This window comes from Martelella sp. AMO21009, assembly GCF_053484295.1.
On sequence record NZ_JBAKFR010000002.1, the window covers coordinates 210516 to 234247 of the forward strand.

Sequence of the window (23732 nt, forward strand, 5' to 3'; positions counted from 1 at the left end):
TTTTTCCGGATTGGCGCGGCGCGGGACGCGTTGCGGTCGGACTTAGCCGTCCTCGCCGAAACGGTCGGCAACGAGCGCCTCTATGGCATCGAGCGCCGCTTCCGCCTCGGCGCCCGCGGCTGAGACAACTATAGTGCTGTTGATGCCGGCGGCAAGCATCATCAGCCCCATGATCGACGTGCCGCCCACGCGCATGCCATCCTTGGCGACGGCGACGGAGGCATCGAATTTCTCGACGGTCTGGACGAATTTCGCGGATGCGCGCGCATGCAGCCCCCTTTTGTTGAGAATCGTCAGGCGGCGGGTAACGGTTTCCATAGGGCCTGCTAGTTCCCGCTCAGCACACGGCTTGCAACATTGATATAGCGCCGGCCGGCATCCTCCGCCTCGGCAAGCGCCTTTGCCATGTCGTTTTCCTGCCGCACGGCCACAAGCTTGATCAGCATCGGCAGGTTGACGCCGGCGATCACCTCGGTCGTGCCACTGTTCATGACGGAAATCGCCAGGTTAGAGGGGGTTCCGCCGAACATGTCGGTCAGGATGATGACGCCGTTGCCGGTATCGACCTTGTCGACGGCGGCAACGATATCGTCGCGGCGACGGTCCATGTCGTCTTCCGGGCCGATCGAAATCGTCTCGATGGCATCCTGGGGCCCAACAACATGTTCGACCGCCAGACGGAATTCCTCCGCCAGGCCGCCATGGGTCACAAGAACCAGTCCGATCATTCACCAAGCTCCTTCTCGGGGCGATAACGTTCGCATCTTGTCGAAGCGGGCGCGAAGTGCAAGCCAAAACGGCGAAATCACACATGAAAACAGCCGCGCTCGAAGAGGCGCGATCAGTATTCCGCCAGGCGCGGGCGCGCGGCGAGGCCCTGTTCGAGGCCGGGACAAAGTACCGCAAGCGCCGAAAACGGGTCGGGCGACGGCCAGACGAGGCGGGCGAGCGGCAGCGTCAGATCGGCAAGAAGGGCGAGGCGCTCCCCTGTCGCCGGCAGCCGCTCGGCCGTGGCCGGATCGACGGGCAGAAGCGCGAAATCGAGCACAGCCTCCGGCAGATGGTCGATCGGCACAAGGCCGGTCCCGCGGATTTCGATCAGGCCCGCGGTCGCCGGCGGCGCGGCCGCCACCGCCCTACCGTTCAGCGCCGAGACCAGGACCTGGTCATCGGCGACCAGGCTTGCATGCAGGCCGTGCAGCCGTGCGGCCCGGATCAGCGAAAGCGCCAGCGCGCTTTTGCCCGCGCCGGACGGGCCGGTGATGAGAATACCGGTCGCGCCGAGCACGATCGCCGTTGCGTGCAGATTGGCCGCGCCGGTCATGTCGCCTTGCCGGTGGCGGCCGGCAGGGTGAGGGTGAAGCGCGCGCCCCTGACTTCGCCGGTTTCGGGATCGGCGACGTTTTCCGCCGTCAGCGTGCCGCCATGGGCCTCGGCGATCTGGCGCGAGATCGACAGGCCGAGGCCGGAATTCTGGCCGAAGGCCTCGCCATCGGGCCGGTCGGTGTAGAAACGTTCGAAGACGCGCTCCAGCGCGTCGGGACGGATGCCGGGCCCGTTATCGGTGACGGTGACGATGATCTGCGCCCTTGTGCGGGTCAGCGCCACGTCGACGCGGCCGGTCTTTTCCGGGACGAAGGAGCGGGCGTTTTCGATCAGGTTGGTGACGATCTGGCCGATGCGCAGATCATGGCCATAGGTCTCGAACGCGCTCTTGCCGTGATTGCCCGGATGGGCGGTGAAGCCGATCGTCACCTGCTTGTGGCGCTTGCTGGTTTCGCGCGAGATCTTCACCAGGTCGGTGAGCAGGGTTTCGACATCGAAGCGCTTGGCGTCCTCGCGCGCAAGCTCGGCATCGAGCCTGGAGGCATCCGAGATATCGCTGATCAGCCGGTCGAGACGGCGCACATCGTGCTGGATGATCTCGGTGAGCCGGGCCTTGGATTCCTCGGTTTTCGCCAGCGGCAGGGTTTCCACGGCGCTGCGCAGCGATGTCAGCGGGTTCTTCAGTTCATGGGCGACATCGGCCGCGAAACTGTCGATCGCGTCGATCCGGTCGTAAAGCGCGGTGGTCATCTCGCGAAGCGTCGTCGAGAGGTGGCCGATCTCGTCCTGGCGGGCCGAGAAATCCGGGATTTCCTCGCGCTCGCGCGGGCCGCCGCGGCGCACCCTCACGGCGGCCTCCGACAGCCGGCGCAGTGGGCTTGCGATCGTCGAGGACAGCATGAAGGACAGGATCATGGTCACCAGCGCGGTGACCCCGAAGACGCGGATGATCGCGATCCGCTCAGCATGGACGATCTCGTCGATATCGCCGGCCTGGGTGGAGAGCAGCAGCACGCCGAGCACCGCGCGGAAACGCTGGATCGGCACGGCCACGGAGACGATCAGCTTGCCCTTGTCGGTGACGCGCACCACGGCGGAGCGCTGGGCGTCAAGCGCCTTGATGACCTCCGGATAGATCGAGCCGTCGCCGCCCGGGGCCTCCTCGTAGCGCGGCAGGTTGCCGGGCTGCAGGAAGCGGTTCATGAGGTTGCCGAGCTTGTCGCCGATGCTTTCGGTGTCATCCTGGCTGGCGGCGGGCAGGTCGTAGCGCAGCACCTGGCCGCGCGAATAGAGATAGCGCGAATCGAGGATCAGATTGGCGTCGGGATCGAAGATCCGCGCCCGCGTCCTTGTCGGCGAAATCAGCCGTCTGAGGATCGGCGCCACTTTTTCGGGGTTGAGCGGAAAGCGCAGATCCTCGTCGCTGGCGGTCGGCCGGGCGCTTTCGCCGGCCTGCAGTTCCAGGAGCTTCTGCGGGTCGATCGTCATCGTGTCGGTTTCGACCGAGGCCGAGGAGGCGATCGCGCCGGCGATGATCTCGCCCTGGGTCAGCAGGCTTTCGACGCGCGCGTCGATCAGGCCCTCGCGGAACTGGTTGAGGTAGAGAATGCCGCCGACCAGGAAAAACAACGCCAGAAGATTGAAGAACAGGATGCGCCAGTTGAGGCTTGAAAACACGGTCGAGGCCAGCACCCAGCGCATGACGGCGAAGGGCTTTCGCCAGCGCCGGGCCGGTTTGGCTGTTTTCTTGGCTGTGTCCGTCACGCTACGTCCTGGCTACCCGGCGCGGCCGCTCTCGGTGGCGCGCCGGTCGTCGTCTTGAAAATCAGGCCGCCTCGCGGAAGCGATAGCCGACGCCGTAGAGCGTCTCTATCATATCGAAGTCGTTATCGACCATCTTGAACTTCTTGCGCAGGCGCTTGATGTGGCTGTCGATGGTGCGGTCGTCGACATAGACCTGATCGTCGTAGGCGGCATCCATCAGCGCATCGCGGCTTTTGACCACGCCCGGGCGCTGGGCGAGCGATTGCAGGATCAGGAATTCGGTGACGGTCAGCGTCACCGGGCCGCCCTTCCAGGTGCAGGTGTGGCGCTCGCGGTCCATCACCAGCGGCCCGCGCTCCAGCGGACGGTTGGCCTCGCCGTCTGTCGGCTTGACGCCGTTGGCGGCGGCCTCGCGGGCGGCGACCCGGCGCAGCACCGCGCGCACGCGCTCCACCAGCAGGCGCTGCGAGAATGGCTTGGTGATGAAATCGTCGGCACCCATCTTCAGGCCGAACAGCTCGTCGATCTCTTCATCCTTGGAGGTGAGGAAGATCACCGGCATGTCGGATTTCTGGCGCAGGCGGCGCAGCAGTTCCATCCCGTCCATGCGCGGCATCTTGATATCGAAAATCGCAAGCTGCGGGGGGTTGGCCTGAAGCCCGGTCAGCGCGGTCGCGCCATCGGTATAGGTGTCGACGCGGTACCCCTCCGATTCGAGCGCGATCGACACCGAGGTCAAAATGTTGCGGTCGTCATCGACCAGAGCGATCGTCTGCATGGGAACTCCCTGTCAGCATCTGTTTTTTGGAAGGGCCGCCGCAAAGCGGACCAACTCCCTGTTTCTAGCATTTCTTGGAAAAAAACTGGAACAAATTGTGGCAAGGCCGCCCCCTCGGCGCTGACACCGCGTTTTAAATCGAGCCGCGGCCCAACGCGGATGAGCAGTTAAGATCATGAGAAAGCAGGATAAATTTCATAACACTGTCATGCATAGATTTTCTTTAATCGATTAAATGACTGATTTCATTAGATTTTGCGACATCCCCGGTTGTCGGATGCGAATTTATTTAATATGTTTTTAAAAAATTGAATTTCTCTTGAAAGGCGAGAACATGGCGGAGCATGGAATCTACAATCGCAGCTTTCCGGTCGAGAGCGCGGGTCTGAAAGACCTGAAATCGGTCTATTACAACCTCCTTCCGGCCGAACTCTGCGAGGAATCGATCCGTCGTGGAGAAGCGGTTCTGACCGCCGGCGGCGCCCTGCGCGCGCTTACCGGCCAGCACACCGGCCGGTCGGCCAAGGACAAGTTCGTGGTTTGCGACGATACCACCCGCGACCAGATCTGGTGGGATAACAACAAGCCGATGTCGCCGGAGCATTTCGCGCTTCTGAAGGCCGACATGCTGGCCCATGCCGCCGGCAAGGATTTGTTCGTCCAGGACCTGATCGGTGGCGCCGACGAGGCCAACCGCCTGCCGACGCGGGTGATCACCGAATATGCCTGGCACGCCCAGTTCATCCGCAACCTGCTGATCCGCCCGGATCGCGATCAGGTCGAGGATTTCGAGGCGAAGCTGACGATCATCAACCTGCCGTCGTTTTCGGCCGATCCGAAACGCTATGGCTGCCGCACCGAAACCGTGATCGCCTGCGATCTGGTCAACGGCCTGGTGTTGATCGGCGGCACCTCCTATGCCGGCGAGATGAAGAAGTCGGTGTTCACCGTGCTCAACTACCTGCTGCCGGAACGCGACGTGATGCCGATGCACTGCTCGGCCAATGTCGGCCCGGATGGCGATGCCGCCGTGTTCTTCGGCCTGTCGGGCACCGGCAAGACCACGCTTTCGGCCGATCCGGCGCGCACGCTGGTCGGCGATGACGAGCATGGCTGGGGCAAGGATGGCCTGTTCAACTTCGAGGGCGGCTGCTACGCCAAGACCATCCGGCTTTCGGCGGAGGCCGAGCCCGAAATCTACGCCACGACTCAGCGTTTTGGCACGGTGCTGGAAAATGTCGTGCTCGACGCCGACCGCCAGCCCGATTTCGATGATGGCTCGCTGACGGAAAACACCCGTTGCGCCTATCCGCTGGATTTCATTCCCAACGCCTCGCGCACAGGTCTCGCGCCGCATCCCAAGACCGTCATCATGCTGACGGCGGATGCCTTCGGCGTGCTGCCGCCGATCGCGAAGCTCACGCCCGAACAGGCAATGTACCACTTCCTGTCGGGCTACACCGCCAAGGTTGCCGGAACCGAGAAGGGCGTGACCGAGCCTGAAGCGACGTTTTCGACCTGTTTCGGCGCTCCGTTCATGCCGCGTCACCCGACCGAATACGGCAATCTCCTGAAAGAGCTGATCGCCAAACACGGCGTCCAGTGCTGGCTGGTCAACACCGGCTGGACCGGCGGCGCCTATGGCACCGGTTCGCGCATGCCGATCCGCCAGACCCGCGCCATGCTGGCCGAAGCGCTGTCGGGCCGTCTGGCCGAGGTCGAATTCCGCACCGATGCCAATTTCGGCTTCGAGGTGCCGGTCGCGGTGCCGGGCGTCGATGCCGCCATCCTCAACCCGCGCGGCACCTGGTCGAACCCGACCGCCTACGACGCGCAGGCCAAGAAGCTGGTCGCCATGTTCGTCGCCAACTTCGCCAAGTTCGAGGACCATGTGGACGCCGGCGTCAAGGCGGCTTCCCCGGGCGTGCTGGCCGCGGCCTGAGAGACAGGCGAGACCTTAAAGAGGGGGGCGATACCCGGGCGACTGAGGTCGTCCGGGTATTCGGGCTTCTGCAGTATTTCCAAATGCGAGGTGTTGGCGGGGATGGCCCTCTCCTCTCAGGGGTCATGCTCGGACTTGATCCGAGCATCCAGGCGACTTAAGCCATTGAACTTCATTGGACTTATTGCGAATCCTTACCGCGTTGCCTGGACCCTCGGGTCAAGCCCGAGGGTGACGCCGAGTTTAAGGATAGGTTCGTCAACAAACTGGATACCTGGGCACTGAAGTCGCTCAGGCATTTGTCGTTTTTTCGTGATCACCAGCTACCAGGACAGTTCCACATGCGGGCGTCCATCCGATGTCTTTGCCGGCGAGCGGCCGGTTTCGTCGATGGTGCAGTTGATCCGGCGGCGAAAGGCCGAGAAGCTGTCGAAGGTGACCACATCGATCGCTTCGTCGAACTTCATCGTCAGCCGGTAGTAGCCCGGCCTGTTTTGGATCGCCTGCACGGAGATCACCTCGGCGGTGAACGGATGACCGAGATAGGTGCCGCTGACGCGCGCGCCGAGCATCCATGGATTGAGCGGCGGCCGGTTGCCGACCCTGGCATGCAGCGTGTTCCAGTCGCGAAAGCCGTATTGCGCGGCAACCAGTTCCAGCGCGCGGGAGTGGCTGATGGTCTGGCCTTCCTGGGCCAGCCGGGAACGCAGGCGTTTCGCCTGATCCTTGAGCGTCTCAAGGGCGGGGAGAGGTGTATGGGGCATTGCGAAGTCTTTCCTTCGCATTCGCTTTTATGGTGTTCCGGTGCCCGCATTGCCTGAAACGCGAATGCGCAAGGTTTGCAAAACTCGCTCATCGGTTCAACGGGCACTTCACCATAGGCTTCAACAAACCCGCGGGCGGCCGGCGTCCCTTGCCGTTCCTGCTCGGTACGCCGGTTTTTTCTCCGCGTCAAGCAAGGCGCGCAGCCTTGAAGGGCAGGGTGGGGCGTGAGATAACGCCAGCCATGGCCTCAAGCGATCTCATCATCAACGACCGGATCACCATTTTCGGCTGGGAGCTGACCGAGCAGTTCGTGCTGTCGGGCGGGCCCGGCGGGCAGAATGTCAACAAGGTCGCGACCGGCGTTCAGCTGTTCTTTCCGCTCACGGCCTCGCCCTCGCTCTCCGACACGGTCAAGCGCAATGCCGCGCGCATTGCCGGTCGCAAGCTCTCCAAGGAGGGCGTACTGATGATCGAGGCCAACCGGTTTCGCTCCCAGGAACGCAACCGCGAGGATGCCCGCGAGCGGCTGAAGGAACTGATCCTCGCCGCTGCCGCCCCGCCGCCGCCCAGACGCCGCAAGACCAGACCCACCAAGGGCTCGATCGAACGCCGGCTGAAGGCCAAGACCGGACGCGGCGCCATCAAGAAGATGCGCGGCAAGCCCGCACCCGACGAGTAACCGCCATGACCGACCTGCCCGAGGGTTTCCGCTACCTGCCGGATTATCTCGACCGCGCCGCCCAGGAGGCGCTGGTCGCCGAAATCCGTGCCGTGGTCGCGGACGCCCCGCTCTATGTGCCAACCATGCCGCGCACCGGCAAGCCGATGTCGGTGAGGATGACCAATTGCGGCGCGCTCGGCTGGGTCACCGACAAGCAGCGCGGCTACCGCTACCAGGAAACCCATCCGGTGACCGGCAGGCCGTGGCCGCCCATGCCGGCAAGCCTACTGAACCTCTGGGACACGCTTGCCGATTACGAGCGCCCGCCCGAGGCCTGCCTCGTCAATTTCTATGACGAGAGCGCCAAGATGGGCCTGCATCAGGACAGCGACGAGGCCGATTTCAACGCGCCCGTGCTCTCGGTCTCGCTCGGCGATACCTGCCTGTTCCGCGTCGGAGGGACCCAGCGGGGCGGCAAGACGGTGTCGCTGAAGCTCAAGAGCGGCGATATCGTCCTGCTTGCCGGCAAAAGCCGCCTCGCCTTCCACGGCGTCACCCGCACCTATCCTGGCACCTCGACGCTTCTGAAGAACGGCGGCCGGATTAATCTGACACTGCGGCGGGTGACGGCGTAGCGCGCCTACTTGTCACCGCACACAAAAAAGCCGGCGGGCATGACCCGCCGGCGCGCCTTGGGAGGCTGTGTTCACACCGCGCCCGTCGGGCTTAACCCGCGGCGGTTCTGGATCAGCGCGGCGATCACCACCGGTGACATCACCGCAAGACCGATTCCCAGCAGTTCGAGATCGCCGATGCCTGCGATCGCCTCGCCCGGCAGCGCGATCAGGATCGCGCCGATCAGCAGCGGCAGCCTGAGGACCCAGGCATAGGGGCTGTCGCGGAACACCGGACCGATGCCCATGATATAGCCCTGGATGCCGCCCGCGAACATCCATACCCCGAACAGGGCAAGCATCAGCGAGACCACGATATTGCCCCAGCTTCCATGGCCGATCAGCGCCGGATCGAACACGAAGAAGAACGGGATGAAATAGACGATGCTGCCGATCTTCATGGCCTCGAAGCCGGTGCGCATCGGCGGCGTGTTGGCGACCGATGCGGCGGCGAACGCGCCGAGCGCCACCGGCGGCGTGATGAAGGACAGCATGCCCCAGTAGAAGATGAACAGGTGCGAGGCCAGCGGATCGAGCCCGACCTGGATCAGCGCCGGCGCCAGCATCACCGCGAGGAAGATGTAGCACGCCGTCGCCGTCATGCCGGTGCCGAGCACGAGGCTCGTCAGCGCGCCCATGATCAGGAGCAGCAGGGGACTGTCGCCGGCAATCGACAGCAGGTCGTTGACGAGCGTGCCGGCAAGGCCGGTCATCGAAAGCCCGCCGACGATCATGCCGACGGCGGCAAGGGTTGCGGCGAGCGTTGCGAACAGTCGGCCAAGCGAATCGATGAAGTGCAGCAGTTCCTTTTTGCCCCAGCGATCGGTCTTCGAGACGATCTGGTTGATCACCAGCAGCGCGGCAGTTGCATAGAACGGCGCATATTGCTCGTTCTGCATCACCAGCAGCATGAAGGTCAAAAGCCCGAAGGCGAAGACATGGTGCCAGCCTTCCTTGAGAGTCTGTTTCAGCTTCGGCAGTTCCTCGACCGGAATGCCCTTCAGCCCGTCACGCGCGGCGCGCGCGTCGATCTGGATGAACAGGCCTATGAAATAGAGGAAGGCGGGGATCGCGGCAGACACCGCGATCGTGGCGTAGGGCACCTGCAGGAAATCCGCCATGACGAAGGCGGCGGCCCCCATGACGGGCGGCATCAGCACGCCGCCCGTCGAGGCGCAGGTCTCGATCCCGGCCGCCATCGTGCCCTTCATGCCGACCCTGCGCATGGCCGGAATGGTCATGACGCCGGTGGTCAGCACATTGGTGACGACGCTGCCCGAAAGCGAGCCCATCAGCCCGCTCGAAAGGATCGCGACCTTGGCCGGTCCGCCGCGGACGTGACCGAGAAGCGCGAAGGCGAGATTGATGAAGAACCGGCCTGCGCCGGTATGTTCCAGTGCTGCGCCGAACACGACGAAGCCGAACACGAGATTGGCGAACGCCTTCAGCGGAATGCCGAGCATGCTTTCAAGGCTCATCGCGTGATAGGCGGCGACATAGGAAAACGGCGATGAGAACGCCGAGATCGGCCCCGGCATCCTGTCGGCAAACAGCGGATAGGCCGAGAAGAACAGCACGATCAGACCGAGGATCAGCCCGCCCGCGCGCCTGCCGGCGTCGAGCATGAGCACCCACAGGATCGCGCTGAAGATCACCGCAGTTTGAGGCGGCGACATTTCCCAGCCGAGCAACACGATGTCATAGGAATGGATGACAAAATAGGCGAGCGTGCCGACGGTGATCGCGGCAAGCGTCCAGTCGATGATGCCAGGGCCCCTGGCGGTGTTGCCGCCGAAGCCGGGAATCAGCAGAAACACCATCGGGATGGCGAGCGCCAGCACGAGATAGAAATACTGGTTTTCGAGGATCGTGAAACCGAAATGCGATCCGAGATTAAACGTCTGGTTGGTGCCGAGCACGAGGAGGATCAGGGTAAAGACCCTGACCGCCCATCGCGCCGGACCGGGGAGATGGCGAGTCGGCGTAGACTCGCCGTCATGATAGATCTTTTCCGGTTCGGACATTCTTATTCTCTTACCTGAAATAAGCCGGGAAGCCCGCTGCTTCCAGCGCATCGGCGCGCACCTGCATCCACTTCTCGGCAAAACCGTCGCCGCTTTCGCCTTCCATCGTGGCCCAGGCATCCTGCAGCACCTTGCCGCGGGCGACCAGGTCATCATTGTGCTTCTGGATCTCGTCCGTCCAGACGCCGGCCTCCTTGTAGTATTCGATGGCGCCGGCATTATACGGCACGACCCAGTCGAACACCTGGCGGTCTGCGGCCCAGCCGGACGTGCCCGACTGCATCTTGGAATAGACCGGGGCCTGCAGGTCGATCGCCTTGGTGACGTTGTAGACCAGGTCCTCAGGCGCTGTGTAGGTGATCAGCGCCGGATAGGGCACACCCGCGCATTCCAGCGGATGGTCCTCGTCGATATGGACGCCGACGGTGGCCTTGCGCTGGGTGAAGTGCGGGTTGACGGCCTGCAGGCGCTCCCATCCTTCCTTGTCGGAGAAGGGCAGCGGCAGCCATTTCAGGCCCTGCGGCGAGGCCGCCGCCTGTTCCAGCACGCCGCTGCCGGAGGTCACCGCCGTCATCGCGTCAATCTGTCCGCTGGTGAACGCCTGCCAGGCGCCGCCATAGCTCGGCTGATCGACAAGCTCGACATCATCGACGGTAAGGCCGCCAAAGGCCAGAAACGCCCGGACATTGGACTGAAGCGAGGGCGAGCTCACCACCCAGCCGATCTTCTTGCCCTTCAGGTCCTGGATCGAATTGATGTCGCCATTTTCGGCAACGCCCATGGCCACGCCATTATCAGCGCCCGCGAGATCCACGGCCGTCAGTTTCTGCGGCCCGAGTTCGGGCGTGGCATAGCTCAGCACGCCCTCGAAAGCGTAGAAGGCATCGCTGCCGGCGAGCGCGAACGGCACACGGCCCTCGCGCGCCGGCGCAATGCGTGAAAGGTCGGTGGAGGCCGGCAGCACGCGCAGCGAAATGCCATAGGCATCCTCCAGCGCCTTGCCGACCGCGATCGACTGGTTATAGCCAAGACTGCCGGTGTCGAAGCTGGTCCACACCAGCGTTTTCGGCAGCGTTATGGTGTCATCGGCGGCGACCGCGCCTCCCGCCACCAGGCAGAGTGCACCGAGCGCCATGCGCGCAAATCGTTTCATTGGTTTTCCTCCTCGTCATTTTGGCTGACTCCTTGGCATGGCCAGCGCAATCGCGGCCTTTCTGCCGTCCCGCGCCGAAACTAGGATGACTTGCGTTTCCGGGATATTTCAATCCAGATGCATTTCGCCTGGCGGAATGGGTGCGTTGCCGGATACAGGGAAGGCGGGCGTGCGGAAACACGAAAAGGGCGGCCCCGTGGAGCCGCCCAGAGTGGAAGACCTTCCAGAGCCCGAAAAATGGAGCCCCACAAAAGAAGCCTGTCAGATAGCGAGAACGGGGGCTTGAACCTGACCGCGAGGCTTCAGCCGCCATGCGCTTTGACGCGCGCATAAGCCTGAAAGGCTTTAGATCGCGTTCGCCCGCCGGTCGGCGATATAGAGGTCGCGCAGCTTGAGGCTGGTTTCGCCCGGCTTGCCGTCGCCGATCTTATGGCCGTCGATCGCGATGACCGGGGTCACAAAATTGCTGGCGGAGGTGTAGAAGGCTTCCTTCGCGGCCTTCGCCTCTTCCACCGTGAAGGCGCGCTCTTCCACCTTGAAGCCGTTGCGAGCGGCGATTTCCAGCGCGGTGGCGCGGGTGATGCCCGGCAGGATTTCGCGCGACAGCGGGCGGGTGACGACGACGTCGTCCGCAGTCACGATATAGGCGGTTGCCGAGGTCTGCTCGGTGATGAAGCCGTCCTTGACCATCCAGGCATCGTCGGCGCCCTTTTCATGGGCCTCCATCTTGGCAAGACTCGGATAGAGAAGCTGCACGGTCTTGATGTCGCAGCGGCCCCAGCGCAGATCCTCGACCGTGACCACGGTGATGCCGTTCTTGCCCGTTGCCGCGCCGAGCACATTCTTCTTCTGGGTGAACATCGAGAAGGTCGGGGTCATGTTCTTTTCGAACATGAAGTCGCGGTCGCCGGGGTTGCCGCGCGAGACCTGCAGATAGATCAGCCCCTCGGTCATGTCGTTGCGCTTGGCGATCTCGCGATGGAGCGCAAGCAGCGTGTCGTCATCGGTCGGCATGGCGATGCCGATGGCTTTGGTCGAGCGCTTCAGCCGCGCGGCATGACCGTCATAATCGAGCAGCTTGCCATCTAGAACGCAGGTGACCTCGTAAATCGCGTCGGCAAACACATAGCCGCGATCGAAGATCGAGACCTTGGCCTCTTCCTCGGGCAGCCATTCTCCGTTGAGATAAACGATACGGCTCATCGCGCGCTCCTGCGTTTTCGTGGTATAAAAACGTCATAGCGGCTCGCAGGATTCGATTCAAGCGCGAAATATTCGCAGTTTGTTGCGAATGGAAATCATTTTTCCGCACAAATCACGGCTTTGCCGGATCCATACGCTTGAACAGGTGCATCATGAAGGCGGTGGCGAACAGCGGGGTCGCGAGATTGACGATCGGGATCGCCACGAAGCCGGCGACGACGAGGCCAGCGAGGAACACCGTCAATCCGCGCTTGCGCCGGAAGGCCCTGGCCTCGGGCGGGCTCATGAATCGCATCGCCGCGAATTCGAAGAACTCGCGGCCGAGCAGATAGCCGTTGACGATGAAAAACGCGATCAGGTTGACGCCCGGCACCAGCAGCAGAAGCAGCGCGAAGATATTGCCGATGATGACGACACCGAGAAAGGCCAGCGCCTCCTTCATCGCGGCGAAGACCGGCAGCGCCTCGCCGGGCGGATCGTCGGGATAATGATTGCGCTCGATATGCTCCGCCGCCTCGTCAAGAAAGATGCCGGCTACCAGCGCGGAAACCGGCGCCATCAACAGCGCAAGGCCAAGCGCCAGCCCGACCGCGGCGAAGATCAACAACACGAAGGTGATCCAGCCGGTCCATTCCGGCATGGTCGGAAACAGGTTCTGAAGCCAAGGAACGGCAAGCCACATGAACAGGCTGCGGATCGCGACCCATAACCCGATCAGGCAGAGCAGCGAAAGGCCGAGCACCTTCCACAGGATGGCGCGCATCTTCGGGTCGATCAGATCGTAAAGCGCCCGGCGGGCGGCATCTATCAGCATGGTCGGCTCCGGCATGCAGGCAAGGACCGGCCTTGGCTACACCGCGCAAGGCTTCCTGCGCGATGTAGTGTGGCTTTTCACCTGAAACAAGCGCCTTTCAGGAGCCGCGGTGCTGCTGCTGGGCCAGCCATTCGAGGCTTTCGCGGAAACCGGTGAGGTCGGCAGTGGCCACTTCCTGGGTTTCCGGTCCTTCATAGGTCACCATGATTTCGTCCTCGCCGACCTTTGCCGCCGCCAGCACCGGCTGGACAATCTTCGGATCGGTGGTCACATAGCCGCCCTCGGCGTCATCCTGCTTAAGCTGGCTGACCTTGATGGAGGAAACCTCCTCGCCATCAACCGAAATGGTGAACTTGCCATCCTTGGCAAGCGTGTCCCAGCCGTCAATCGTCGGCAGCACCATCATGACCGGCGCTTTCGCGCCGCTGGTCCGCACGAAGGACGGGATCGCCAGTCCGCCGTCATTGGCCGGCAGGTCGCTGGTCGTCAGCCGGCAGGTCATGGCGGCGTCGCAGGCCGCGTTCCAGGTGGCCCCGGTATTAAGCACTTCCGCCGCCGAAGCCGTGGTCTGGAGCGAAAGCACGCCAACCACCGAGGCCGCCAACCCCGCATAGACAAGTGAACGCATTTTCATGAGTGTTTTCCTTTCTGCACATTGACAGCGCGGCGACAATGGCGCGGCGTTCACGCCCAAATTGTGACGTGTGCGAAAGGCATTTTTTGAGCGATTGCTTATGGAAAACAAGAGGTTGCTGCGGGATCGGCCAGAAGCGGCGGGGCGGCCCTGCCAAGGCATCAGGCGCGCAAACCGAATATTGGCGAAGCCGGCCTACGCCCACCAGCTCCGGTCGCCGGCAAGGCCCCGGGCCAGCACCTTGCGGACCGCGTCCTCGGTGAGCAGCGCGGGATTGTTGAGCACCAGCCGGGTCGCCTTCACCGCCGAGCGGGCGATCTGGTCGAAATGGCGCTCCTCGATCCCGAGCGATTTCAGTTCCAGCGGCGTGCCGGTCTGCTCCAGCAGCGCCTCGATTCGCTCGATTGCGGCGCGGCCGTTCTCCTCCGGCGAGGCGGCGCTGTCGGCGACGTCGAGGCAATGCGCGATCTCCGCGAATTCCACCGTTGCATAGGGCAAGTTCAGCCGCATCACATAGGGCAGCAGCGCGCCCACGCCGAAACCGTGCGGCGTATGGCCGATCGCGGCCATCGGGCTCTGGATCGCATGGGCTGCCGCCGTGCCCGTCGTGTTGATCGCCATGCCCGCGCAATAGGCGGCGAACATCACATCCGAGCGCGCGGCGAGATCGGCGGGGTTTTCGACCACGCGCGCAAGCGAGCGGTTCATCAGCCTGAGCCCCTTCTCGCAGAACATGTCGGTGATCCGGTTCTTCCCGACATAGATCTGGGTTTCGATCTGCTCCGCCGTGGGGTTCTTCGGTGTCGCGGTATAGGCCTCGACCAGATGCGACAGCGCGTCGGCGGCGGTCGCCGCCGTCAGGCCGGGCGGGCAGGTGAGCGTCAGTTCGGGATCGATGATCGCGATCGCGGGCTCGATATGGGCATCGGCGACCGCCATCTTCATGCCCGTCTCCTCGTCGAACACGATCGCGAGGCTTGTCACCTCCGCGCCTGTTCCGCCGGTGGTCGGGATGGTGATCACCGGGATGCAGGGCCCCGGCACCGCGAACTCGCCGAAATAGTCGCGGACATCGCCGCCATGGGCGAACACGACCGAGGCCGCCTTGGCGAGATCCATGCAGGACCCGCCGCCGACCCCGATGATGACGTCGGCAGCGCCCGCCATCTCCGCGACCTCCATGACGTTGCCGCGCGGCAGGTCCGGCTCGGCCTGATCATAGACCGTGACCGCGAGGCCGCATTCGCGCAGATCGCTCGCAAGTGCTGCAAATTCCGGGGTCGTCGCCATGCGGGCGTCGGTGACCACCAGCGCGCGGGTTCCGAAGCCGCGCGCATAGCGGCCGAGCTGGCGGCGCTGGCCGGGGCCGAACAGCACCGTTTTCGGCTGGCGCACGAGGCCGAGCCCCAGAACATTCTCCATCGTCATCAGCTCAGCGCCTCGTTGACCGTGACCGCCATGTATTTCTGCTCCATGAACTCATAGATCCCCTCCTGCCCGGCCTCGCGCCCGATGCCCGAGGCCTTGGTGCCGCCGAACGGCGCCTTGGGATCGGCCATGATTCCGCGATTGATGCCGACCATGCCGAATTCCAACCGCTCGCCGAAGGTGAGCGCCCGCGACAGATCCCTTGTAAACACATAAGATGCCAGGCCGAAATCGCTTTCATTGGCAAAGGCGAGCGCGGCCTCCGGACCATCGACCGCGAAAATGGCGGCGATCGGGGCGAACAACTCGTTCGAGCACATCACTTCGTTGCGGCCCTCAAACCGCACCACCGTCGGCTCGAAGAAATAGCCCTCGCCCGCCATCGGCCTGCCGCCGGCCAGCAACTGGCCGCCGGCATCGGTGAGTTGCTTCAGGGCGTCGCCCAGCCTGTCGCGCTGCCTGGCCGAAATCATCGGCCCGACATCGACCGCCCCCATGCCGTCGCCGACCTTCAGCGCCTTGACCTTGGCCACGAATTTCTCGGTGAATTCGGCCTCCACGCAGGCGTCGACGATGATCCGGTTGGCGGCAACGCAGGCCTGGCCGGCATTGCGGAACTTGCAGATGATCGCCTGGTCGACGGCGAGATCGATATCGGCGTCATCGAGCACGATGAACGGGCCATCGCCGCCAAGCTCCATCGAACAGTTGAGAATGTTGCGCGCGCCCTGTTCCATCAGCAGGCTTCCCACCCCGGTGGAGCCGGTGAACGAGACCTTGCGCAAACGCTTGTCCCTCAAAAGCGGTTCGGAGACGCCGGAGGATTTGGTCGTGTGCAGCAGATTGGCGACGCCTGCCGGAAAGCCGGCATCATGCAGCACCTGGGTAAACAGCGCGCCCGTCAGCGGGGTTTCCTGCGCGGTCTTGGTGATCGTGGTGCAGCCGGCGGCAAGGGCCGCGCCCGCCTTGCGCACGATCATCAGCAGGGGGAAGTTCCAGGGCGTGATCAGCAGGCACGGCCCGATCGGCTGGTGCTTGATCACGACACGGAAATCGCCGTTGGAACTGTCGGAATAGGAGCCGTGCAGATGGGCGCTCTGCTCGGCGAACCACAACAGGAAATCGGCTGACAGCAGGAATTCCGCCCGCGATTCCGTCAGCGGCTTGCCGCTTTCGAGCGTCATGATCTTCGTGAAGGCGTCCTCCCGCTCCAGCATCAGCCGGTAGGCCTTGTGCATGAGATTGGCGCGGGCGCGCGGCGCAAGCCTTGCCCAGCCGGGCTGGGCCTTGGCCGCCGCATCGAGCGCGGCCAGCGCCTCGGCCGAGGTCGCATGCGACACCGAGGCGACCGGCCGGCCGTTTGCCGGGTTCATTACCTGAAACTCCGATGCCCCTTCCACCCAGGCCCCGCCGATATAAAGCCTGCGGTCGGGCATCAGAGCGTCGTGATCCATGGAGAGCGGGCCTTGCGTGTTCATGTCATGCGATCCTTGGTGAAGCGGCGCTGCGAACTGCCTTCATGTTCGATATGGTCGTATTACGGTATTATAGGAATATGATCATGACAAGGGCATTTTGCATCAGCTCGCCGATTGCCGATAATACCGTAATACCATATGAGTGTGTGAAAGCGAGGGCTGCGACGCATTTTTCGCCGCAGCAGGAATCCGGTTTCTGGCCAGGCGCCGGTTTCACGATAAAGACCGGCGGACGGTTTGCCGCCGCAAGATTTGACGAGAATGGGAGGTTTCAGAATGAACGCTGTATCGCACAAACAGCTGGAGCTCGATGTTGCCATCATCGGCGCGGGCGTCGGCGGGCTCTATGCGCTGCACAAGACGCGCAACGAGCTCGGCATGAAGGCGGAAGCCTTCGATGACGCGGGCGGCGTCGGCGGCACCTGGTACTGGAACCGTTATCCGGGTTGCAGGGTCGATACCGAATCGACCGTCTACACCTATTCCTTCGACCTCGACATGTTCCAGAACTGGGAATGGTCGGAGCGCTATGCCAAGCAGCCTGAAGTGCTGAACTATCTGAACGCGGTCGCCGACAAGCACGACCTGAAGCGCTCGATCCATTTCAACACCCGCATCGCCCGCGCTGAATGGAAAGAGGATGAGGGCCGCTGGCTTCTGACCACCACGGCCGGCGATACGGTGAAGGCAAAATATGTGATCGAGGCCGTGGGGCTTCTCTCCTCCTCCTATGCCCCGCAATTTCCCGACCAGGACAAGTTCAAAGGCGAGGTCCTGCTCGCCTCGAAATGGCCGGACACCGCGCCCGATCTGGAAGGCAAGCGCGTGGGCGTGGTCGGCACCGGCTCGACCGGCATCCAGATCATCACCGCGCTCGCCGACAAGGTCGGCCATCTGCATGTGCTGCAGCGGACCGCGCAATGGGTGGTGCCGCTCGGCATCGGCCCCTTCCCGGCCGAAACGCGCGAGAAGATCAAGGCCGATCCGCATGGCTTCCGCGACTGGGCGCTGAGCACGGCTGCGGTTTTCGGCTTCGACGAAAGCACCGTGTCCGCGCTCGAGGTGGATGAGGAAGAGCGCCGCCGGGTCTATGAGAAGGCGTGGCAGAAGGGCAACGGCTTCAGCTTCCTGCTCGAAACCTTCTCCGATATTCCGGTGACCGCCGAAGCCAACAAGACGGCGACCGATTTCATCAAGTCGAAGATCGACGCCATCGTCAAGGATCCGGAGACCGCCCGCAAGCTGACCCCGCGCGACTATTACGCCAAGCGTCCGCTGGCCGCCGACAATTACTACGAGACCTATAATCGCGACAATGTCACCCTCCACGACGTCAAGGCCGAGCCGATCGAGCGCTACGCCGAAAACGGGCTGATCGTCGGCGGCAGGGAGCTGGAACTCGACGTGGTGATCATGGCGACCGGCTTCGACGCGATGACCGGCAACTATCTGAAGATCGACACGATCGGCCGCGACGGCGTGCGCCTGAAGGACGCCTGGAAGGAAGGCCCGCGCGCCTATGCCGGCATGTCGATCGCCGGTTTTCCGAACCTTCTGATGGTGTTCGGCCCGTTCAGCCCCTTCACCAGCCAGCCGCTGGTGCATGAATGGCAGGTCGACTTCCTGTGCACCCTGATCGAAAAGGCCGAACAGGGCAACGGCATCATCGAGACCAGCAAAAAGGCCCAGGACGACTGGGTGCGGGTGTGCCAGGAAGGCATGGCCGGCACGCTGTTCGAGGTTACCGATAGCTGGATCAACGGCGCCAACATTCCCGGCAAGCCCCGCACCTCGATGTGGTATATGGGCGGCATGGGCAATTACATGACCGAAATGAACGCCATCCGCGACGACAATTACCGCGGTTTCGAAGTCCGCTGATCCCGAACGTCGAAGGCACGGGATTGACCGGACTTCGATTCAATGGATGTTCCGGCGTACGATCTCATCTCAAAGGGCGAAGTAGCAGGGGCCATGCGGCCCCTCACACTTCCATCGAATAGCCGGCCCCGCGCACGGTGCGGATCACGTCGGGCATCTGCGAGAAGTTGAGCGCCTTGCGCAGCCGGCCGACATGGACGTCGACGGTGCGTTCGTCGACATAGATGTCGTGGCCCCAGACGCCATCGAGAAGCTGGGAGCGCGAGAACACCCGGCCGGGCGAGGTCATCAGGAATTCGAGCAGCCGGAACTCGGTCGGCCCGAGGCGAACTTCCTTGGCCTTGCGATGGACGCGGTGGGTCTCGCGGTCAAGCTCGATATCGCCGCATTTCAAGACGCTGGAGAGCACTTCCGGCCGGGCCCGGCGCAGGATCGCCTTGACGCGCGCCATCAGTTCCGGCGTCGAGAACGGCTTGACGACATAGTCGTCGGCGCCGATCGCAAGGCCGCGAACCTTCTCGCTTTCCTCGCCGCGCGCCGTCAGCATGATGATCGGCAGGCGCTCGGTTTCCGGCCGCATCCTGAGCCGGCGGCAGAGCTCGATGCCGGAGACGCCGGGCAGCATCCAGTCGAGCAGAAGAAGGTCCGGCACCCGTTCCTGGAGCCTCAGTTCGGCCTCGTCGCCGCGGGCGATCGTCTCGACTTCATAGCCTTCCGATTCAAGGTTGTAGCGCAGCAGAACGCTCAGCGCTTCTTCATCTTCGACAACTGCAATCTTCGGAACCATCTCGTGCCTCTGTCAAATGGTTTCAGGACTTGCTTTCGCCGGAGCCGACCGAGGGCGACATGTCGTCCTTCGGGCGTTCTCCCTGCGGCTGCGAGCCGGTGGCGATGTAGTAGATCATTTCAGCAATATTGGTGGCGTGGTCGCCGATGCGCTCGATGTTCTTGGCGCAGAACAGAAGATGCGTGCAGGTGGTGATGTTGCGCGGATCTTCCATCATGTAGGTCAGAAGCTCGCGGAACAGCGAGGTGTAGATCGCGTCGATCTCCTCGTCGCGCTCGCGGATCGAGTTGGCCTTGTCGGCCTGGCGCGAGGTGTAGGCGTCGAGCACTTCCTTGAGCTGGAGCAGCGCCAGTTCCGACAGGTGCTCGATGCCGTGAGCGAGCTTGCGCGGCACGCCGGTGCCCTGCACCGAAATCACCCGCTTGGCGGTGTTCTTGGCCATGTCGCCGACGCGCTCGAGATCGGCGGCGATCCGGATCGCGCCCATGATTTCGCGCAGGTCCGCCGCCACCGGCTGGCGCCGCGCGATGGTGACGATCGCCTTTTCGCCGACCTCGCGCTCGGCATCGTCCAGCGCCAGATCCTCGGCGATCACCTTTTCGGCGAGCTCGGTATCGGTGTTGACCAGCGCCACGACGGATTGCGAGACCATCTCTTCCGCCATGCCGCCCATTTCGGAGATCCGGCGCTGGAGATATTTCAGCTCCTCGTCGAAGGCCGATATGATATGCGAGTGTGCCATCTGTGCGTCTCCTTAACCGAACCGGCCCATGATGTAGTCCTGGGTCCGCTGGTCCGCGGGATTGGTGAAAATCGTGTCGGTGTCGTCCTCCTCGACCATGTAGCCGAGGTGGAACATCGCCGTGCGTTCGGAAACGCGGGCGGCCTGCTGCATCGAATGGGTCACCATCACGATGGTGTAGTTCTGCTTCAGCTCGCTGATCAGCTCTTCCACGCGCGCGGTCGCGATCGGGTCGAGCGCCGAGCACGGTTCGTCCATCAGGATCACTTCGGGGCTGACAGCAATGGCGCGGGCGATGCAGAGCCGCTGCTGCTGGCCGCCGGAAAGGCTGGTGCCGGGCTCGTGCAGGCGGTCCTTGACCTCGTTGAACAGGCCGGCCTTCTGCAGGCTGGTCTCGACGATCCGGTCGAAATCCGAACGGTGGCGGGCCAGACCATGGATGCGCGGGCCATAGGCGACATTCTCGTAGATCGATTTCGGAAACGGGTTGGGGTTCTGGAACACCATGCCGACGCGGGCGCGCAGTTCCACCACGTCGATGCCGGAGGTGTAGATGTCCTCGCCGTCGAGCGTGATCGTGCCGGTGACCCGGCAATTCTCGATCGTGTCGTTCATGCGGTTGAGCGTGCGCAGAAAGGTCGACTTGCCGCAGCCCGACGGGCCGATCAGCGCGGTGACGGCATTGCGGCGGATATTGAGATTGACGTCGAACAGCGCCCGCTTCTGCCCGTAATAGACGGAAACATCCTTGCCGGCCATCTTGTAGCTTTGTTCGTTCATGTTTCCGCTCATTGTTCTTTTCGCATCAAGGGTCATTGTCGTCTCCTACCAGCGCCGCTCGAAGCGGCGGCGGAGAATGACCGCGGTCAGGTTCATCAGGATCAGGAACACCAGCAGCACGATGATCGCCGCAGAGGTGCGTTCCACAAAGGCGCGCTCGGCTTCGCCCGCCCACATGTAGATCTGCACTGGAAGCGCGGTGGAGGGATCGAGCGGGCTTGAGGGATAATCGGCGACGAAGGCGACCATGCCGATCAGAAGCAGCGGCGCGGTTTCGCCGAGCGCGCGGGCAAGACCGATGATCGTGCCGGTCAGGATGCCGGGCATGGCAAGCGGCAGCACATGGTGGAACACCGCCTGCATTTTCGACGCGCCGACGCCGAGCGCTGCCGAACGGATCGAGGGGGGCACGGCCTTCAGCGCCGACCGGGTGGCGATGATGATCGTCGGCAGCGTCATCAGCGTCAGCACCAGCCCGCCGACGAGTGCGGCCGAGCGCGGCAGGCCGAGAAAGCCGATGAACAGCGCCACGCCGAGCAGGCCGAAGACGATCGACGGCACGGCGGCGAGATTGTTGATATTGACCTCGATAATATCGGTGAACCGGTTCTTCGGCGCGAATTCCTCCAGATAAATTGCCGACGCCACGCCAAGCGGCAGGGACAGCGCCAGCACGATGCCCATCATGTAGAGCGTGCCGACGAAGGCGACGCCGATGCCGGCCGATTCCGGACGCGAGGATGCGCCGTGGGTGAAGAAGCCGGTGTTGAAGCTCTTATGCAAGCGCCCCTCGGCCTTCAGCTCCGCCATCCAGGCGGCCTGTTGATCCGAGACGCGGCGGCTGGTTTCGGGCAGCGAGAGATCGATCTGGCCCTTGTTGGCGGAATCGATATCGGCGGCCGCTAGCAGTTTCACGTCAACGGTCCTTCCGATCACCGACGGGTCGTCCATCACGACATCGCGCAGGTCGACGCGGGCCGAGCGAGAGACGAGCCGCATGGCTTCACGCATCTCGGCGGCATTGGCCGGATCGAGATCGAGCGTTTTCGCCAGCGCGTCCTGCACCAGAGCCGGATAGTTCGCGGTCAGAAGCAGGCGCGGGTTTTCATTGCGCAGGCCCTCGGGGTCGATGACCTGCTCCGAAAACGTGATCGGCAGGGTGATCGTGGTCTGCTGGAACGCGGAAAAGCCCTTGCCGGCGACCGAGAACAGCAGCGCCGCCAGGAAGAACAGGCCGGCGAAGATCGCCAGGAAGCCGAACACGCGGAAGCGTTTCTCCGCGCGGTGGCGGCGTTTCAGCCCCTTGCGGCGGGTCTCGGTGACCCGGCGGCGGAAATCCTCCGCCTCGTTCGGATTGGAGAAGGTCTCGCTCATGCGTACTGCTCCCGGTATTTGCGCACGACATAGAGCGCGTAGACATTGAGGCAGAGCGTGATCACGAACAGCGTCAGCCCGAGCGCGAAGGCCACCAGCGTCTGGGGCGTGTTGAATTCGAGGTCGCCGGTGAGCTGGTTGACGATCTTGACCGTCACCGTCGTCATCGGCTCGAACGGGTTGATCTGCAGATTGGCGGCGACGCCGGCGGCGAGCACCACGATCATGGTCTCGCCGATTGCGCGCGATGCCGTCAAAAGCAGCGCGCCGACAATGCCGGGCAGCGCCGCCGGCAGCACCACCCGCTTGATGGTCTCCGATTGCGTGGCGCCAAGCCCGAGCGAACCCTTGCGCAGGCTGTCGGGCACGGCGTTGATGATGTCATCGGAGAGCGACGAGACGAAGGGGATCAGCATGATTCCCATCACCACGCCGGCGGTCAGCACCGACTGCGCCTCGATGAAATTGCGGTAATTGCCGGTGAACAGCCCGTTCAGCTCCACCGAGATATCGCGCAGCAGCGGGCCGACCGTGATCAGCGCGAAGAAACCGTAGACGATGGTCGGAATGCCGGCGAGCACCTCCAGCAGCGGCTTGGCAATGGCGCGCAGGCGGCCGGAGGCATATTCCGACATGTAGATCGCGGCATAGAGCCCGATCGGCACGGCAACCGCCATCGCCACCGCGGAAATATAGATCGTGCCGGCCAGAAGCGGGATCAGGCCGAACTGTCCGGGCGAGGCGGTTTCGCCGGCGGCGGCAAAGCGCGGGTCCCAGACCGTGCCGAAGAAGAAATCGATCGGCGAAACCTGGGCGAAGAAGCGCAGCGATTCCGACAGCATCGACAGCACGATGCCGATCGTCGTCAGGATCGCGATGGTGGAGGCGAGAAGCAGGGCCCCGAGCACCACCTGTTCGACGCGGTTGCGGGCCTGGAACTGCGGCTTGACCGCGCGGAAGGATAGCGCCAGCGAGACAAGCGCGACGGCCAGCACGGCGGCGGCCATGGCGTAGCTGCTTTTCGCCGAAAGCGCGTTCATCCGCTCCGCCGAGGAAAGCACGAAGGGCTGTGGATTGGAGGCCAGCGGAATGCCGCTTCTTGCAAGCACCGCGCGGAGCTGGCTGGAATCTTCCGCAACGCGTTCGCGCGCCGTTTCGGGAAGCTGGCGTAGACCGTAGGCGACCGAGGTGACGGTGTTGAAGGTGAGGCTCTGGGCCGAGGCCGGCTGTTCCTTCACGCTTTCGGGGAAACCTTCGCGGATTTCCGCGCCGATCAGGAGCGGGCTCGCCACCATCCACACCGCCATCAGGAGCACGGCCGGAATGACGGTCGCGATCGTCACGAAGCTTGCGTGATGGCTGGGGCGGGAGTTGATCCGCCCGGCATCGGCCAGCGCATAGGCCTTGGCGCGGGCGGCAAAGAACGCGCCTGCGCCAAACAGCACGATAAGCGCCAGTATGATCAAAAACACATGCATATTCGGACCATCCGGGGCCTGAAACCCCATTGCCCCGCCACCGGCG

Annotated in this window: 22 protein-coding genes; 4 read left to right on the forward strand and 18 right to left on the reverse strand. The window is 63.4% G+C overall.

Annotated features, from left to right (window positions below; genetic code table 11):
• Positions 1 to 42: 42 nt before the first annotated feature.
• The 5 genes from V6766_RS03230 to V6766_RS03250 all read right to left on the reverse strand — a co-directional run bounded on the left by V6766_RS03230 (position 43) and on the right by V6766_RS03250 (position 3868).
• The gene (locus V6766_RS03230; RefSeq protein ID WP_448463539.1) at positions 43 to 318 is read right to left on the reverse strand and encodes an HPr family phosphocarrier protein; all 276 of its coding nucleotides are present in this window, start codon (positions 316 to 318) and stop codon (positions 43 to 45) included.
• An 8-nt stretch (positions 319 to 326) separates the two neighbouring features.
• On the reverse strand, positions 327 to 728 hold the full coding sequence (locus V6766_RS03235; RefSeq protein WP_448463541.1) for a PTS sugar transporter subunit IIA: 402 nt from the start codon (positions 726 to 728) through the stop codon (positions 327 to 329).
• 113 nt (positions 729 to 841) lie between these two features.
• Entirely contained in the window at positions 842 to 1324 is a 483-nt protein-coding gene (locus tag V6766_RS03240) for an HPr kinase/phosphorylase (RefSeq protein WP_448463543.1), read from the reverse strand.
• Complete coding sequence (locus V6766_RS03245) at positions 1321 to 3027, reverse strand: stimulus-sensing domain-containing protein (protein ID WP_448463908.1); 1707 nt, start codon at positions 3025 to 3027, stop codon at positions 1321 to 1323. The genes V6766_RS03240 and V6766_RS03245 overlap by 4 nt, the downstream gene beginning before the upstream one ends.
• Positions 3028 to 3151: 124 nt before the next feature.
• Positions 3152 to 3868, reverse strand: a complete 717-nt coding sequence (locus V6766_RS03250) for a response regulator transcription factor (RefSeq protein WP_448430193.1) — start codon at positions 3866 to 3868, stop codon at positions 3152 to 3154.
• 334 nt (positions 3869 to 4202) lie between these two features.
• Here V6766_RS03250 and V6766_RS03255 point away from each other — a divergent pair, with 334 nt between their 5' ends.
• Positions 4203 to 5810 carry a phosphoenolpyruvate carboxykinase gene (locus V6766_RS03255; protein ID WP_448463545.1) on the forward strand — a complete coding sequence of 536 codons (1608 nt, stop codon included), beginning with the start codon at positions 4203 to 4205 and terminating at the stop codon, positions 5808 to 5810.
• A gap of 323 nt (positions 5811 to 6133) precedes the next feature.
• On the opposite strand, the gene V6766_RS03260 is transcribed toward V6766_RS03255, so the two are convergent.
• Entirely contained in the window at positions 6134 to 6574 is a 441-nt protein-coding gene (locus V6766_RS03260) for a glyoxalase superfamily protein (RefSeq protein ID WP_448463547.1), read from the reverse strand.
• A 242-nt stretch (positions 6575 to 6816) separates the two neighbouring features.
• On the opposite strand from V6766_RS03260, the gene arfB reads away from it, so the two are divergent.
• Both arfB and V6766_RS03270 read left to right on the forward strand, forming a co-directional pair.
• Positions 6817 to 7254: an alternative ribosome rescue aminoacyl-tRNA hydrolase ArfB gene (gene arfB, locus V6766_RS03265; RefSeq protein ID WP_448430199.1), complete on the forward strand. Its 438-nt coding sequence runs from the start codon at positions 6817 to 6819 to the stop codon at positions 7252 to 7254.
• A gap of 5 nt (positions 7255 to 7259) precedes the next feature.
• Positions 7260 to 7871 (forward strand): alpha-ketoglutarate-dependent dioxygenase AlkB family protein, encoded by a 612-nt coding sequence (locus V6766_RS03270; RefSeq protein ID WP_448463549.1) that lies wholly within the window; start codon positions 7260 to 7262, stop codon positions 7869 to 7871.
• 71 nt (positions 7872 to 7942) lie between these two features.
• On the opposite strand, the gene V6766_RS03275 is transcribed toward V6766_RS03270, so the two are convergent.
• The 7 genes from V6766_RS03275 to V6766_RS03305 all read right to left on the reverse strand — a co-directional run bounded on the left by V6766_RS03275 (position 7943) and on the right by V6766_RS03305 (position 16644).
• The gene (locus V6766_RS03275) at positions 7943 to 9934 is read right to left on the reverse strand and encodes a TRAP transporter permease (RefSeq protein ID WP_448463551.1); all 1992 of its coding nucleotides are present in this window, start codon (positions 9932 to 9934) and stop codon (positions 7943 to 7945) included.
• A 10-nt stretch (positions 9935 to 9944) separates the two neighbouring features.
• Positions 9945 to 11087: a TAXI family TRAP transporter solute-binding subunit gene (locus tag V6766_RS03280; RefSeq protein ID WP_448463553.1), complete on the reverse strand. Its 1143-nt coding sequence runs from the start codon at positions 11085 to 11087 to the stop codon at positions 9945 to 9947.
• A gap of 345 nt (positions 11088 to 11432) precedes the next feature.
• Positions 11433 to 12290 carry a D-amino-acid transaminase gene (locus V6766_RS03285; RefSeq protein ID WP_448463555.1) on the reverse strand — a complete coding sequence of 286 codons (858 nt, stop codon included), beginning with the start codon at positions 12288 to 12290 and terminating at the stop codon, positions 11433 to 11435.
• Positions 12291 to 12402: 112 nt separating this feature from the next.
• Entirely contained in the window at positions 12403 to 13104 is a 702-nt protein-coding gene (locus V6766_RS03290) for a sulfate transporter family protein (protein ID WP_448463557.1), read from the reverse strand.
• A 97-nt stretch (positions 13105 to 13201) separates the two neighbouring features.
• Positions 13202 to 13738, reverse strand: coding sequence for a DUF1176 domain-containing protein (locus V6766_RS03295; RefSeq protein ID WP_448463559.1), 537 nt, complete (start codon positions 13736 to 13738; stop codon positions 13202 to 13204).
• A 195-nt stretch (positions 13739 to 13933) separates the two neighbouring features.
• Positions 13934 to 15166, reverse strand: a complete 1233-nt coding sequence (locus V6766_RS03300; RefSeq protein ID WP_448463561.1) for an iron-containing alcohol dehydrogenase — start codon at positions 15164 to 15166, stop codon at positions 13934 to 13936.
• Positions 15166 to 16644 (reverse strand): NAD-dependent succinate-semialdehyde dehydrogenase, encoded by a 1479-nt coding sequence (locus tag V6766_RS03305; RefSeq protein ID WP_448463563.1) that lies wholly within the window; start codon positions 16642 to 16644, stop codon positions 15166 to 15168. Before V6766_RS03305 ends, V6766_RS03300 begins: the two co-directional genes overlap by 1 nt.
• 276 nt (positions 16645 to 16920) lie before the next feature.
• Here V6766_RS03305 and V6766_RS03310 point away from each other — a divergent pair, with 276 nt between their 5' ends.
• The gene (locus V6766_RS03310; RefSeq protein WP_448463565.1) at positions 16921 to 18525 is read left to right on the forward strand and encodes a flavin-containing monooxygenase; all 1605 of its coding nucleotides are present in this window, start codon (positions 16921 to 16923) and stop codon (positions 18523 to 18525) included.
• Positions 18526 to 18628: 103 nt separating this feature from the next.
• Here the strand turns inward: V6766_RS03310 and phoB are convergent, their stop codons facing one another.
• From phoB to pstC, 5 genes are read right to left on the reverse strand one after another with little or no spacing between them, the layout of a single operon-like run.
• Complete coding sequence (gene phoB, locus V6766_RS03315; RefSeq protein WP_448463567.1) at positions 18629 to 19312, reverse strand: phosphate regulon transcriptional regulator PhoB; 684 nt, start codon at positions 19310 to 19312, stop codon at positions 18629 to 18631.
• 22 nt (positions 19313 to 19334) lie between these two features.
• Positions 19335 to 20054, reverse strand: coding sequence for a phosphate signaling complex protein PhoU (phoU, locus tag V6766_RS03320; RefSeq protein ID WP_448430528.1), 720 nt, complete (start codon positions 20052 to 20054; stop codon positions 19335 to 19337).
• Positions 20055 to 20066: 12 nt separating this feature from the next.
• On the reverse strand, positions 20067 to 20870 hold the full coding sequence (gene pstB / locus V6766_RS03325; protein ID WP_448463569.1) for a phosphate ABC transporter ATP-binding protein PstB: 804 nt from the start codon (positions 20868 to 20870) through the stop codon (positions 20067 to 20069).
• Positions 20871 to 20879: 9 nt separating this feature from the next.
• Positions 20880 to 22208 (reverse strand): phosphate ABC transporter permease PstA, encoded by a 1329-nt coding sequence (pstA, locus tag V6766_RS03330; protein ID WP_448463571.1) that lies wholly within the window; start codon positions 22206 to 22208, stop codon positions 20880 to 20882.
• The gene (gene pstC / locus V6766_RS03335; protein ID WP_448463573.1) at positions 22205 to 23686 is read right to left on the reverse strand and encodes a phosphate ABC transporter permease subunit PstC; all 1482 of its coding nucleotides are present in this window, start codon (positions 23684 to 23686) and stop codon (positions 22205 to 22207) included. Before pstC ends, pstA begins: the two co-directional genes overlap by 4 nt.
• Positions 23687 to 23732 lie beyond the last annotated feature (46 nt).